General features: G+C 31.1%; 15 protein-coding genes. 8 read left to right on the forward strand and 7 right to left on the reverse strand.

The genetic code is table 11. The annotated features are described in order from the left end of the window. Window positions 1-108: 108 nt before the first annotated feature. Entirely contained in the window at window positions 109-999 is an 891-nt protein-coding gene (locus AADI82_RS08495) for an aldose 1-epimerase family protein (RefSeq protein WP_341216016.1), read from the forward strand. 36 nt (window positions 1000-1035) lie between these two features. Next, complete coding sequence (locus AADI82_RS08500; RefSeq protein ID WP_341216017.1) at window positions 1036-2388, forward strand: DEAD/DEAH box helicase; 1353 nt, start codon at window positions 1036-1038, stop codon at window positions 2386-2388. Between the two features lie 86 nt (window positions 2389-2474). Here AADI82_RS08500 and AADI82_RS08505 read toward each other — a convergent pair whose 3' ends face one another. After that, window positions 2475-2888 (reverse strand): MotA/TolQ/ExbB proton channel family protein, encoded by a 414-nt coding sequence (locus tag AADI82_RS08505; protein ID WP_341216018.1) that lies wholly within the window; start codon window positions 2886-2888, stop codon window positions 2475-2477. A 191-nt stretch (window positions 2889-3079) separates the two neighbouring features. Here AADI82_RS08505 and AADI82_RS08510 point away from each other — a divergent pair, with 191 nt between their 5' ends. Further along, the gene (locus tag AADI82_RS08510) at window positions 3080-4132 is read left to right on the forward strand and encodes a histidine kinase (protein ID WP_341216019.1); all 1053 of its coding nucleotides are present in this window, start codon (window positions 3080-3082) and stop codon (window positions 4130-4132) included. Then, window positions 4132-4851 carry a response regulator transcription factor gene (locus AADI82_RS08515; protein WP_341216020.1) on the forward strand — a complete coding sequence of 240 codons (720 nt, stop codon included), beginning with the start codon at window positions 4132-4134 and terminating at the stop codon, window positions 4849-4851. The genes AADI82_RS08510 and AADI82_RS08515 overlap by 1 nt, the downstream gene beginning before the upstream one ends. Before the next feature lie 101 nt (window positions 4852-4952). Here the strand turns inward: AADI82_RS08515 and AADI82_RS08520 are convergent, their stop codons facing one another. From AADI82_RS08520 to AADI82_RS08545, 6 genes are all read right to left on the reverse strand, one after another. Next, the gene (locus tag AADI82_RS08520; RefSeq protein ID WP_341216021.1) at window positions 4953-5780 is read right to left on the reverse strand and encodes a mechanosensitive ion channel domain-containing protein; all 828 of its coding nucleotides are present in this window, start codon (window positions 5778-5780) and stop codon (window positions 4953-4955) included. A 6-nt stretch (window positions 5781-5786) separates the two neighbouring features. Then, complete coding sequence (locus AADI82_RS08525; protein ID WP_341216022.1) at window positions 5787-5978, reverse strand: hypothetical protein; 192 nt, start codon at window positions 5976-5978, stop codon at window positions 5787-5789. Beyond that, window positions 5978-6550 (reverse strand): sigma-70 family RNA polymerase sigma factor, encoded by a 573-nt coding sequence (locus AADI82_RS08530; RefSeq protein ID WP_341216023.1) that lies wholly within the window; start codon window positions 6548-6550, stop codon window positions 5978-5980. The genes AADI82_RS08525 and AADI82_RS08530 overlap by 1 nt, the downstream gene beginning before the upstream one ends. Before the next feature lie 289 nt (window positions 6551-6839). Further along, the gene (gene fabV / locus AADI82_RS08535; protein ID WP_341216024.1) at window positions 6840-8030 is read right to left on the reverse strand and encodes an enoyl-ACP reductase FabV; all 1191 of its coding nucleotides are present in this window, start codon (window positions 8028-8030) and stop codon (window positions 6840-6842) included. Between the two features lie 3 nt (window positions 8031-8033). Beyond that, window positions 8034-9434 (reverse strand): dihydrolipoyl dehydrogenase, encoded by a 1401-nt coding sequence (lpdA, locus tag AADI82_RS08540; protein ID WP_341216025.1) that lies wholly within the window; start codon window positions 9432-9434, stop codon window positions 8034-8036. Between the two features lie 63 nt (window positions 9435-9497). After that, a complete protein-coding gene (locus AADI82_RS08545) occupies window positions 9498-11090 on the reverse strand; it encodes a S41 family peptidase (RefSeq protein ID WP_341216026.1) in 1593 nt (530 codons plus the stop codon). Window positions 11091-11197: 107 nt separating this feature from the next. Here AADI82_RS08545 and smpB point away from each other — a divergent pair, with 107 nt between their 5' ends. From smpB to AADI82_RS08565, 4 genes are all read left to right on the forward strand, one after another. After that, window positions 11198-11656 (forward strand): SsrA-binding protein SmpB, encoded by a 459-nt coding sequence (gene smpB / locus AADI82_RS08550; protein WP_034040147.1) that lies wholly within the window; start codon window positions 11198-11200, stop codon window positions 11654-11656. 76 nt (window positions 11657-11732) lie between these two features. Further along, window positions 11733-12269 carry a hypothetical protein gene (locus AADI82_RS08555; protein WP_341216027.1) on the forward strand — a complete coding sequence of 179 codons (537 nt, stop codon included), beginning with the start codon at window positions 11733-11735 and terminating at the stop codon, window positions 12267-12269. 5 nt (window positions 12270-12274) lie between these two features. Further along, the gene (locus AADI82_RS08560) at window positions 12275-14179 is read left to right on the forward strand and encodes a Xaa-Pro dipeptidyl-peptidase (RefSeq protein WP_341216028.1); all 1905 of its coding nucleotides are present in this window, start codon (window positions 12275-12277) and stop codon (window positions 14177-14179) included. A 26-nt stretch (window positions 14180-14205) separates the two neighbouring features. Continuing rightward, complete coding sequence (locus tag AADI82_RS08565) at window positions 14206-14748, forward strand: DinB family protein (protein ID WP_341216029.1); 543 nt, start codon at window positions 14206-14208, stop codon at window positions 14746-14748. Window positions 14749-14820: the final 72 nt, after the last annotated feature.

A 14820-nucleotide genomic window follows, 5' to 3' on the forward strand; every position in this document is an offset into this window, starting at 1 on the left:
TTTTATGAAAAAAGGTTGTTCTCAATAATAAAAAAGTTTATGCTGTAAAGTTACTTAGAATACTTAAAAAATTAAGAGTTTTGTATATTACTTTAAATATATTTTTTGATGTACATTCTACGAAATGATAAAATAAAAATAGCTGTAAAAAATATTGGCGCAGAACTTTGCAATATATCTTCAATACAGAACAAAACCCAATTTATGTGGGATGCCAACCCAAATATTTGGAATGGTTATGCTCCTAACCTTTTTCCTATAATTGGTGCATTAAAAGATGATACATATACATTTGAAAGCAAAAAATACAGCATACCAAAACATGGTTTTATTAGACATAATAAGACTATAAAGCTACAAGAGCAAACCAAAAATAGTTTAACTTTTTCATTGTTTTATGATGATGAATCTCTTAAAAACTATCCGTTTAAGTTTGCATTTTACATCACTTATTTACTTGTAGATAATAAAATTGAAGTGATTCATAGCATTAAAAATATTGATAATAAAACCATATATTTCTCAGTTGGCGGACATCCTGCTTTTAAATGCCCTGTGTTTAAAAACGAAAAATACGACGATTATTCTTTAGAATTTGAACAGATTGAAAACGCTAAAACACATTTAATAAACATGGAAAATGGTTTAATTTCTCCTGAAACTGAAGCAGTTTTCAATAATTCAAATACCATCAAATTAACTCACAATTTATTTAATAGAGATGCCTTAGTTTTTAAAGATTTAAACTCTAAAAAAGTGACTTTAAAAAGCAAATTAAACGGCGATATTCTTTCGGTTAGCTATCACGATTTTCCCTATTTAGGCATTTGGGCAAAACCCGAAGGCAATTATATTTGTATTGAACCGTGGTTAGGCATTGCTGATAGTGAAAACACTAATCAAGATTTTAAAACTAAAGAAGGTATTCTATCGCTACGCGCTGGTAAAACTTTTGAAGCCAGCTATACTATTGAAATACATAATAATCATTTAGTCTAACAAATTAATGGTAAATTTGCTGTCTAAAACAAGATTGTGACATTTTCAGATTTAAACTTAAACACGCCTTTACACAACGCTTTAAACGATTTAGGGTTCACTATACCAACACCAATTCAGGCTGAGGCATTTAACGTGGTCGCCTCTGGAAAAGATATGGTTGGTATTGCGCAAACAGGCACAGGGAAAACCTTTGCTTATATGCTTCCTATTCTTAAAAGCCTAAAATTTTCGACGCAAGAAAATCCAAGAATTCTTATTTTAGTACCCACTCGAGAGCTAGTTGTGCAAGTGGTTGATGAAATTGAAAAGCTTTCAAAATACATTAATAATCGTGTTTTGGGCGTTTACGGTGGCACAAATATTAATACGCAAAAACAAGCTATTGCTGAAGGTATAGATATTTTAGTAGCTACGCCTGGGCGTTTATACGATTTGGCTTTAAGCAGAGTTTTACAACTGAAATCAATTCAGAAATTAGTGATTGATGAAGTGGATGTGATGCTTGATTTAGGCTTTAGACATCAGCTAATTAATATTTTTGATATTCTTCCAGAAAAACGACAAAACATCATGTTTTCAGCAACTATGACACAAGATGTTGATGCGCTAATTAACGATTTCTTTAAAAGCCCAGAACGTGTTTCCATTGCTGTTTCTGGTACACCTTTAGAAAACATTTTGCAATCTCGATTTAATGTTCCTAATTTTTATACTAAAGTGAATCTATTAGTTCACTTATTGAATGACACTGAAACTTTTAATAAAGTTTTAATTTTTGTCGCTTATAAAAAGATGGCAGATCGTTTGTTTGAAAAGTTAGACGAAACTTTCCATGAGGAACTTTGTGTGATTCATTCCAACAAAACACAAAATTACAGACTGCGAAGTATTGAGCAATTTAGAGCTGGTGAGAATCGTATTTTAGTTGCTACCGATGTTATGGCTCGTGGTTTAGATATTGATAATGTATCCCATGTTATTAATTTTGATACACCAGATTTTCCTGAAAATTATATGCACAGAATTGGTAGAACAGGTCGTGCAGAACGTAAAGGAGAAGCGCTTATTTTTTCTACTGAAAAAGAACAGGAAGCTATTGAAAATATTGAGAATTTAATGCAAATGAAAATTCCTTTGATAGAAATTCCTGATGCTGTAGAAATCTCTACCGAACTTATTGAAGAAGAACGTCCGCAAATAAAAGAACGTAACAATCCTAATAAACGCAGAGACGAAGATGCTCCCGGACCTGCATTCCACGAAAAATCTGAAAAGAACTCTAAAGAGAATTTAGGCGGTTCGTATAAATTTAAAATTGCTGCTAAGTATAAAAAGCCAAAAACTCGTGGCGATAAAAATTATAACAAACGGAATAAGAAAAAATAATTACAGTATTCAGTTGGCAGTTAATTAAAAAATGCCTTCCATATGAATGAAAAGGCATTTTAATGATATAATTTTACACAATGAAATTACTCCTTTTGCATTGCTTTTAAAACCAAAATACCAATTCTAGAGACAACAAAAGTAAAAAGTCCAAACGTTGCAGTTAATAAAGAGACTTTAAGTCCGCCAGCAAAAATTGCAGGATCAGGGTTTCCAAGTGCTTCAACAGAATCAAAAGCAGTAATTAACCCAATGACTGAACCTAAAAAACCTAAAACTAACCCTAGAAGGCTACTATCTATAACCAAACTAAGCATTTTTTTAGAAATTAAAATATCCTTTTTAAGACTTAAAAACCCTTTTACTAAAAGAATAATAGAAAGCAATAAGCATATTAATATTAATGACATAAAAAATGGTCCACCTTCATTAAACCTATCAACAAAAGGGTTTGAAGCTACTAATACTTTTGGTAATGTTGAAACTAATAATACACACATAACTGATTGTTTTTTGATTAATGTCCTCCAAACTTAGTCTAGATTATTTGTCAAAAATTTTAAATACGACGAATAACCAAATTAGAGTTGGATATAACCTATTGCCAAAACCCTTACTAAATCTGTTATTCGTCTACAAAACATTAATTCCCTATAAAAATATACTATTATTGTAACAGTATATACAAAATATGATAAAAAAGAAATACATTTTAAACAAGCTAAGCAAACTATTTCTGCACCTTTTGTTTTGGTTTGTTGTGTTACTTTTTTTCGCTTATTTCTTTGGAGCTGAAAGCAAAAATTTTAGTGATACACTTTCATTTTCATTTTTTTTAATGCCAATTACTATAGCTACAACTTATGTTTCTATATATAAATTAATTCCCGAATATTTAATAACCAAACGCTATCTACTTTTTGGTTTGTATAGTTTTTATACTTTAATTATCTCTGGATATTTAATCATGGTTTCTATCTTTTTCAGCTTTATATATCTTGCCAATTTTGAATATAACGCTATGAATCCTGTAACAAAAAATATATTGTTCGTAGCTATTGCGGTTTATTTAGTGGTTATTATTGTAAGTGCTTTTAAATTAGTAAAACTGAATTTAAAGCACACCGAAAAAACTAAAAAACTAGAAACAAAAATATTAGAAACTCAACTTAAACTTAAGGAGCAAGAACTTAACTATTTGAAAATGCAAATTCATCCGCATTTTTTATTCAACACTCTAAATACCATGTATGGCTTTGCTTTAAAGAAAGCCAATGAAACACCAGAAATGATACTAAAACTCTCTAATTTATTGGATTATTTACTGTATCAAGTTGATAAACCTTTTGTGCTTTTAACTACAGAAATTAATCATATTAAAGATTATATAGAATTAGAAAAAATGCGATTTAATGATACTTTAAAAATCAACTTTAATTACAATAATATCTCTAAGACCATAAAAATAGCTCCTATGCTATTACTTCCTTTTATTGAAAACAGTTTTAAACACGGTAGCATAAAAAATGGAGTTTTAAATATAAATATCGATATAGATTGCAGTGATGAAAGTCTCTATTTTAAAATTGAAAACAGCTATAAAAAAACTAAAACCTCTAGTAATGGTATAGGATTAGAGAACATTAAAAAGCGACTAGATTTATTATATGAAACAAATTACAAACTAAATATTAATGATAATAATGGTACTTTTAAAGTAACCCTTAACTTAAACCATAAGTAGTGCAACAAAGCAAAACCATATCCTGCATCATTGTTGATGATGAATTTATAGCACGAGAAATAATCGCAATTCACATTTCTAAAATTAGTAATATTAATATTATTGCTAGTTGCAGTAATGTTATGGAAGCTTTTAAATATATAAGTAAACACAAAATTGATTTGGTGTTTTTAGATATAAATATGCCTGAGATATCAGGAATTTCTTTTGCGAAATCTATCAATAAAGACATTAAAATTATTTTTACAACGGCTTATCGCGATTATGCTGTTGAAGGTTTTGAATTGCAAGCAGTAGACTATTTACTAAAACCTATTTCTTTCGAGCGTTTACTAAAAGCAGTTAATACCTATTTTGAGATTTACAGTAATAAACAAAAAATAATTACAGAACATCATATAGATAGTAATGAGTTTATGTTTGTTAGATCAGACAGAATTATGGTTAAAATTGATTTTAACAATGTTATTTATATTGAAAGTTACAGCGATTATATTAAAATTCATCTATCTAATAAAACCATAGTTACTCGCGAAACCATTAGTGCCATTGAAGCTAAACTTCCAAAAAAATTATTTTTAAGAATTCACAGGTCGTATATCATTTCTATTAAACACATTACATCTTTTACAAACGAACAAGTCATTATTTTAAAAAAATCACTTCCAATTAGCAGAAGTTATAAAAGTAAAGTTTTACAATTATTAGATACGTTTTAGGCAAAAAAATCCCCTTCCAAATTAATGAAAAGGGATGTAGCATGTAGAGAGTTGCTTAATATACAGGCAGTAACCAACCAAATTTTAACCCTAACTTAAAATTAATCCTGTATTTTAACTTGGCTCTCTACAATATCTTTAATAGGGACTATAAGTTTTCCTTGTTCTGTTTTTAGAGTTACCGATATATTATTAACGGTTTCTACCTCGCCTTTAATATTATTAAACTCAATTTTTTGTCCAATCTCATATGTTTTTCTAGCATAAAACGTTTTTAATAAATCGCCCACCACATTTTGAGCTCCAAACCCGAAAGCTAAAGCAAAAGCTAATAAAAAGCCTGCTAAAATCATGGTTATATTACTTGTAATTATTTCGGTATCTACACCTGCTTGATTTAAAGCGGTTATAGAAATAAAGGTGAGCAATAAGAAAAAAACAATCTGACTTATGATTTTTGAACCTGATAAATCCATCGATTCAAAAAATGATTTGATAGCTTTTTTAATAAAATTAGCTAATAATAAGCCTATTGTAAATACTATTAATGCTGAAAATAATTTAGGTAAATACCCAAGAAAATTTCTAATTTCCTCTGAAACCATAGTAAGATTAAGAATATCTGTAACAATAATTAGCAACATTATGTACATAATCCATTTTACAAACTTGGTAACAATTTTGATGATGTTGAAGTTTAACTTTTTACCTTCAAATATTTCAATTTCGTTTATTTTATCATCTAACTTATCTGCTTTGGCAAGCTTTAATGTTTTTCTAACTATACCTACTATAAGTTTTGTTGCTAACCAACCTATAATTAATATAGCTATAGCACCAAATATATTGGGGATTACCGCGGCTACTTCTTCAGTCATTGCGGATAATGAATTTATAACACCTTCATTCCACGCTGTTATTTTTTCCATGATAATTTATTTATTTTCGTTAGGGTTATCTTTTCTTTTTTTTATAGTTTGCTCAACAATTTTTGCCATATCTACAGAGAACAAGCTCGCTAAATCCATCAGCAACTTAGCCGTGGCAATATCGCTCATAACCTTAGCTTTAAGTTCTTGCGGAACTTCTTTAAGAGGCTGGTTTATATGCTTAAACGGATTCTCCATTATTTAAGGTTATTAGTATATACAATTTTTAGTTTGTCTTTAGCGCGTTTTAGTCTCATTTTAACTGCACTTTCGCCTATTCCTAAAACACTTTCAATATCTCTTATAGAAAGATGGTCTTGGTATTTTAACAATAAAATCATTTTCTCCTCTGGAGAAATAAGCTCTAAAGCTACTTTTAATTTGTCCACTTTCATATCCAAAAAACTGGTATCGTCTTCGTCTTCAGAAAGATTTTCTATGTCTTTATAATCTACCGATTGTTTCTCAAATTTTTTAGCAGTGTTTCTTGTTACATAATTTACACAATGATTATAGGTGAATGCATATAACCAAGTTGAAAACTTCGATTTCCCCTTAAAACTAGCCAACTTAACAAAGAGCTTTAAAAATACATCTTGTGTTAAATCTTTGGCTTCGTCAGTATCTTTAGCAAATCCAAAACACTTGTTATATACTAATGCCGCATACCTATCGTACAATATCTCGAAAAGCAATGTATTGTTGGTTTTAACAATTGCTTTTACCAAATCTTCATCAGGTAACTTATTAATGTCTTCTAGGGTTTTCAAATGTAGCTTGTCGCTATTTTAGTTGTTATGAATTAAGACACAAGTAACTTAAATAAGTCACATTAATATTTTTATCTAGTTTTAAAATTATTCAAACGTTTTAAAATTTTACAAATTGTACACTTGCAACAATATATAAATCAAAACTTTACATAGAACAATAAAAGGCTTATTTATTCAACCTATATTTAAGTAAAAGCTATATCAACTTAAAATTTAAGCATAAAAAAAACGACTTATTATTACAGAGTGTAATCGAAATAAGCCGCCTTTTTTATATAAAAATATATTATTCTTGTAAACCAGGAATTGAAACCATTTCGTTCACGTCTTTATCATAATCTACACCATTAACTTTAAACCCAAAAAGGTTATAGAAATCGGTTTCATAACCTTTTAAATCTCCAATATTTGGTAATGTTTCTGAGGTTGCTTGTTTCCAAAGTTCTAAAACTTTAGCTTGAACATCATCACGCATTTCCCAATCGTCAATTCGAATTCTACCAGCATCGTCTAATTCTAAGTTTTCAGTGTATAAACGTGCGTTAAACAAACGCTCAATTTGCTCAATACAACCTTCATGAATACCTTTTTCTTTCATCACTTTATACAATAATGAAATATATAGAGGAATCACTGGAATTGCAGAACTCGCTTGTGTGACCAATGCTTTATTAACTGATACATAAGCTTTACCATCAATATCTTTTAAAGTATTGGTAATTTTAAAGGCTGTAGCTTCTAAATGGTCTTTTGCGCGACCAATAGTGCCTTTTCTATAAACAGCTTCGGTTAGCGACGGACCAATATAAGAATATGCCACTGTTTTAAATTTTTTTGATAAAACACCAGCAGACTTTAATTCATCAATCCACATTTGCCAATCTTCACCACCCATTACAGCTACTGTATTTTTAATATCATCTTCTGTACAAGGTTCTATTGAAATTTCTTTGACTTCACCGGTGTGAAAATCAACCGTATTATTTGTAAACGTTTGACCTATTGGCTTTAAAACCGATTTAAAACGCTCTCCAGTATCTGGATGTGTTCTTACTGGTGATGCTAAGCTATAAATTAATAAATCTATTTCACCTAAATCTTCTTTTATCAAATCGATGGTTTGTTCTTTTATTTCGTTAGAAAAGGCATCACCATTAATACTTTTAGCGTATAATCCATCTTTATGGGCTTGCGCCTCAAAAGCAGCACTATTGTACCAACCTGGAGAAGCTGGACGACCTTCGCTTGGTGGCTTTTCGAAGAATGCACCAATGGTTGCAGCATTAGATCCGTAAGCACTTGTAATTCTTGATGCTAAACCAAAGCCTGTGGATGCACCAATAATTAATACTTTTTTTGGACCATTTTTAACTGGTCGATCTTTTATATATTCTATTTGATTTAATACGTTTTTCTCACAACCTTTTGGGTGTGCTGTTAAACATATAAAGCCTCTTGTTTTTGGTTCTATAATCATAACTTAAATATGTAATGCTCTATCTTCTGTTGCTGCTAAAGCTGCTTCTTTAATAGCTTCAGTAAATGTTGGATGTGCATGAGACATGCGCGATACATCTTCTGCACTCGCTCTGTATTCCATTGCTACGACTGCCTCTGCAATCATATCAGCAGCGCGAGCACCAACCATATGTACGCCTAAAATTTCATCTGTTTTTTTGTCTGCTAGAATTTTTACAAAGCCATCTAAATCCATACTTGCTCTACTTCTACCTAAAGCACGCATTGGGAATTGACCAACTTTGTACTCTACTCCAGCTTCTTTTAAATCTTCTTCGGTTTTACCAACTGCGGCAACTTCTGGCCATGTGTAAACCACGCCTGGAATTAAATTATAATCGATATGCGGTTTTTGTCCTGCTAAAGTTTCAGCAACAAATACACCTTCTTCTTCTGCTTTATGCGCTAACATCGCACCTTTAATAACATCGCCGATAGCATAAATATTAGGTACACTTGTTTGTAAATGGTCGTTTACTTCAACTTGACCTCTATCATTTAATTTTACGCCTGCTGCCTCGGCATTTAAACCGTCTGTATACGGGCGACGACCAACAGACACCAAACAATAATCCCCAGTAAAAGCTACCTCTTCCCCTTTTTTGTTATCTGCTTTTACAATAACTTCATCTCCTTTACGCTCTACAGATTTTACTTTATGCGACGCGTTAATTTTAAACTTTTGTTTCTTTAAAACCTTGTTTAATTCTTTAGATAAACCAGCATCCATGGTTGGAATAATACGATCCATATATTCAACAACACTTACTTCTGCACCTAAACGTTTATATACTTGCCCAAGCTCTAAGCCGATTACGCCACCACCTATTACAATTAAATGTTTTGGAATTTCTTTTAATTTTAAAGCTTCGGTCGATGTAATAATACGCTCTTTATCTAAGGTGATAAATGGTAAATTTGATGGTTTACTTCCTGTAGCTATTATGGTATTTTTAGCTTCAATTTCGATGGTTTCTTTTCCTGAAATGGTAATATGTGTAGCATCTTTAAAAGCTCCCAAACCTTCGTAAACATCTATCTTATTTTTCTTCATTAAAAAATCGATACCACCAGTAGTTTGATCTACAACTGATTGCTTACGTGCAATCATTTTCTCTAAATTTACTTTTATATCGCCAGGGATTTCAATACCGTGTTCTTCAAAATGTTTAACAGCATCTTCGTAATGGTGAGAAGAATCTAAAAGGGCTTTACTAGGAATACATCCAACATTTAAACACGTACCACCTAATGTCGAATATTTTTCAATTATTGCTGTTTTCATCCCTAATTGTGCACAACGTATTGCTGCAACATATCCTCCAGGACCAGAACCTATAACGGCTACATCGTAAGAATTCATATTTTAATTTTATTATCTTAAATTAATGATTGCAAAAGTACAATTTTTGTTAAAGAAAGAATATTAATTATCAGTCTTTTCAATATCATTCAAAATCCACTCTAATTCAGTATCAATATTCAACTTTCTATCTTCAATTGTTGGCGTTATTTTTACATCTGGTTTTACACCATATCCATCTGGGTTTTGCTTTTGTGGTGCTTCAATTTGCATTAAACCCATTCTAACTTTAAGTTTAGATGTTGGTAATTGGTATAGTTTATAAATTCCTGCAACCGTACCATTATATGCACCCCCAGTTTCTTCTCCAACAAAAATAGCGCGTTTATTGGCTTGAAGATGCGTTGATAAAACTGAAGATGCTGAAAATGAATTCCCATTAGTCAGCACATAAATATTACCTTTAAAATGCAATGGGTTAGGAGCTTTTACTTTCGAAAATTTATTGAATCTGTAATACAATTTTCCATCCTTTTTCTTAGTCTTTAATAAATTGTGAGTTATAATAATCGGCGATAATAAACCACCAACAATTTTAAGGCTAGCTGATGATGTATTGCTCATTACAAACTTCATAAAAGGGATTCTACTATTCACTTCACTTTCTGTAATAAACTGATAATTTTCATTAGTTAAATACGAGTATAAATTATCAATCTCAGAAATACGTCCGCCACCATTATCCCTTAAATCTAAAATAAAATACTTGGTTTTCGCAGAATCTAATTTTGCAAAACTTTCCTTATAAAACGCTTTATAAGAACCATTACTAAAACCTCTAATTTTCATTAGAGCAATGGTGCTATCTTTACCAATAAAGCTTAAATTTCTAGTATATTGCTTCCTACTTGAAATATAACCATGTTTATTGTTGTACTTCTTTTTCTGTTTTGCCTTTAAGCGATTAATTTTTTTTTCTGTTTTACTTAACTTTTTAGGTTTTTCAACTTTAGTGGAATCAGATTCTGTTTTATTCTTTTTGTCTTCCTTTTCCAACCGTTTAAATGTTTTTATAAAGGTTGAGTCTTCACTTTTAAGTGTCACTTTTAAACTATCTACAAATCCATTATTTCTATAATAAAATGTTTTAAAATTTTTGCCAACAAATCGATTGTGCAGTGTTGTATTGTATCCATCAGAAGCAAACTGTGTTTTATATTTTTCAACTAAATTAATCGCTAAATCATCTTCAATTTTAACAACTTCGTTACCAACAAGTGTAGAATCTTTTCCTCGGGTATTTTTTACCCAAAGCTTGTTATTTAAGTATTCGAAATCTAAATCGTAAAACTCAAATTTTTTCTTTTTTAATAGTTTTCTTTCTTTTCTGGTAAATCTCTTATTTGCTGAACCTACCGAAACATGTCCTTGTCTTACATTTGTAACAACAGGTGCTAGTTTTTTGTAAAATTCTCGCGAATTCATAGGCTGTTTTATGGCTTTTTTTAAACTATCAAACTTAAAATCTAAAATATTTTTTGGTGTGTATTGATATAGTTTTGGGTGATGTTTTTTAAGTTGTTTGTATAGTTTATCAACATCGTTTTGTAAATCTTCAACCGTATGTAACGATGCAATTTGCTGGTTATAGGTCTTTACACTGCTGCAAGACATTGCAATTAGCACAATAGTAAAAACAGAAAATAGTTTCTTCATTCAAAAAAAATCATCATTAAAGCAACTAAAGTACTTGTAATTATTTTAATTTATATTGTATTAATTAATCTTTAACTTTTAAGTAAAATCGTGTAGCTTTGTGCTCCATGCAAAAAAACATTAACATACAGAATAAAAAAGCACGCTTTCTATATGAAATTTTAGATAAGTATACTGCTGGAATTGTGTTAACTGGAACCGAAATTAAATCCATTAGAAGTAGTAAAGCATCCATTGCTGAAAGTTTTTGTGAGTTTAACGAAAACGGTGAGCTTTTTGTAATTAATATGACCATTCAAGAATACGCTTTTGGTAATTATTACAACCACAGACCAAAAGCTGAAAGAAAATTGCTTTTAAATAAAAAGGAATTAAAAAAGCTTAATAAAGAAGTTCAAAATACAGGATTAACTATTATTCCGTTACGTTTGTTTATTAACGAAAAAGGCTATGCCAAATTAGATATTGCCTTAGCAAAAGGAAAAAAACTTTTCGACAAACGAGAAACAATAAAAGACCGTGATAATAAACGCGATTTGGATAGAATTAAAAAGGCATATAAATAATTTAAGAAAGCCTTAACGTTCCAACTATTACTAAATTTCTACTTTGCAGTTCTAAAAAACCAAAAAACTTTTCAGCATGAAAAAACTTGTTATACTAATATTTACCTGCTTATTAACGTTTTCAATAAGCGCGCAAGAGAGCACAGAAAAAGCTAAAGATTATTCTAAGAAAGTACAAACACTCGATAGTACCATTAAAGCACTTTACGCTGTTATTTCAGGTGAAAAAGGTGAAGCAAGAGATTGGGAGCTTTTTAAATACTTATTTAAACCTGAAGCAAAATTAATCCCCTCAGGAAAAGACAAAAATGGAGAGTATCAAGTACGTTATATGACACCTGATGATTACATTAATAGTTCTGGTAAATGGTTGATTGAAAATGGTTTTTTTGAAAAAGAAATTCATAGAAAAGTAAATACTTTCGGGAATATAACCCAAGTATTTAGCACATATGAATCTTTTCATAGTGCATCGGATAAAAAACCTTTTATGCGAGGTATTAATAGTATTCAATTATTATATGATGGTAATCGTTGGTGGGTTATAAACATTTACTGGACTCAAGAAACTAAAGAAAACCCTATTCCTAAAAAACACCTTCCAAAACAATAAAACTCATGAAAATACCTTTCAAATTAAATACTACTCTTTTTTCTTTCTTCATTTTTACAATATCCTTTCTTTATGCCTTTACTCAAGAAAAAGCAATGCCTATTTTTAAAGATGGAGAAGCGCAAATAGTTGAAGCTTTTAATACACCAGATAAATGGATAAGACATGATTTATTTGTTGAAACCGAATTCGATACTGATGGCGATGGTAAATTAGACCGCATGCATGTATCTGTAACTAGACCATTTCAAACCGATACTGAAGGCTTAAAACTTCCTGTAATTTATGTATCTAGCCCTTATTTTGCTGGTGTAGCACAAGGTGGAAATGAGTTATTTTGGAATGTAAAACATGAAATTGGAGAACAAGTAAAAGAACCTGTTCGCTCAGAAGTAAAGCGTGTTGGAAAAAGACCAATCATATCTAATTCGCATATTAAAAAGTGGATACCAAGAGGTTATATTGTAGTGCATTCTTCATCGCCTGGAACAGGATTGTCTCAAGGTTCACCAACTGTTGGTGGTCAAAACGAATCCTTAGCACCAAAAGCAGTAATTGATTGGTTGTGCGGACGCGCAAAAGGCTATACAGAACCTTATGGAAATAAAACTGTTGAAGCGTTTTGGAGTACTGGAAAAGTTGGAATGACCGGTACATCGTACAACGGAACTATTCCGTTAGCTGCTGCAACCACAGGCGTTGATGGTCTTGAGGCTATTATTCCTATAGCACCCAACACCTCTTATTATCATTATTACAGATCTAATGGATTGGTACGCTCTCCAGGTGGTTACTTAGGTGAAGATATTGATGTGTTATACGATTTTATTCATAGTGGTGGTGAAGAACCTATTATTCCAAATAGCAATACAAAAATTAATGATGCTAAAATTCCTAAAGCATATAAAAATAAAAGAGCATACAGCAATGAAGTAATTCGTGATACCGAAATGAAGAATGGTATGGACAGGATTACTGGTGATTATAACAATTTTTGGGCTGGACGCGATTATTTAAACCATATGGCTCCAATGAAAGCGGCGTTATTAATGTCGCATGGATTTAATGATTGGAATGTCATGCCAGAGCACAGTTATAGAATATATAAAAAAGCGAGAGAAATGGGTATCCCATCGCAAATATACTATCACCAATTTGGTCATGGTGGTCCGCCACCAATTACAATGATGAACCGTTGGTTTACGCGTTATTTACATGGTATTGAAAACGGTGTAGAAAACGATGCGAAAGCTTGGGTTGTTAGAGAGGATGATAAAATGGACGAACCAACTGCGTACAAAGAGTATCCAAACCCAAATGCCTCTCCTGCTACTTTGTATTTAAGTTCTGGTGGATTGTCTGCTGGAAAATTATCTACTAAAAAACAAAAAAAACAAGGTAAAGAAACATTAGTTGATAATTATAATTTTTCAGGTGCAGATTTAGCTAAATCAACCAATTCAAAAAACAGATTATTATATGTAACGCCTATACTAAAAGAAGATTTGCATATTTCTGGCGTACCACAAATCACTATTAAATTAGCAAGTAGTAAACCTGCAGCAAATTTATCGATTTGGTTAGTTTCGCTACCATGGAATGAAGGTAAAGTGAAAATTACCGATAATATTATTACACGTGGTTGGGCAGATCCTCAAAACTATAAATCTCTAACAGAAAGTAAACCTTTAAAACCTGGTAAATTTTACGAGCTTACCTTTAATTTACAACCCGACGATCAAGTTATTAAAGCAGGACAACAAATTGGTTTAATGATTTTTTCTAGCGACCAAGAATTTACGTTACACCCAAAACCAGGAACAGAATTGACTGTTGATTTGGATGGAACTAGTTTGACGTTGCCTGTTGTTGGTGGTGTTGAAAGTTTCAATACGTCCTTAGGGAATTAAAATATATAAACGAAATTTATGATGCTATGAAGCAAGTACATATTCTATTAACCATAATGCTATTTAGCTCTGTTACTTTACCTGTATTTGCTCAACAAAACAATTTTATTAAAGACTATTTAGAACGATTGGTAAATTCTCATAAGTACTTAATACTTGTGGCAGAAACAATGCCAGAGAACAAATATAACTTTAAAGCATCTTCAGAATCACTGTCCTTTGCTGAAAATTTAATGCATATAGGATATGCTGTAGATTGGCATAGTCAGTCATTATTAGGTGGTCGAGAATCTAGAGATTGGAAAACTGATACAATTTTTAAGGTTGCCAATAAATCTAAGGAAGAAATGATTTCAATTATTGATAAGACATTTGATGAGACAATAACCTTAATAAAAGAATTTGATACAACTCAACTTGATGATGAGCTAGACTATTTCGGGTTGAATAGAACGAAACGACAAATATTCTTATTACTTGCAGACCATATAACTCACCACAGGGGACAAATGCTCGTTTATATGAGATTAAATGGACTTGTCCCTCCTAGATATGTTTTGTTTCAATAAATCAAAATTAACTTATCCTAATTCTTATCCTCCAAAAGTGGCACAAATCTAAACTCTCCAAATTCTTCTTGC

It is taken from the genome of uncultured Wocania sp. (genome assembly GCF_964021735.1).
GTDB lineage: Bacteria > Bacteroidota > Bacteroidia > Flavobacteriales > Flavobacteriaceae > Wocania_A.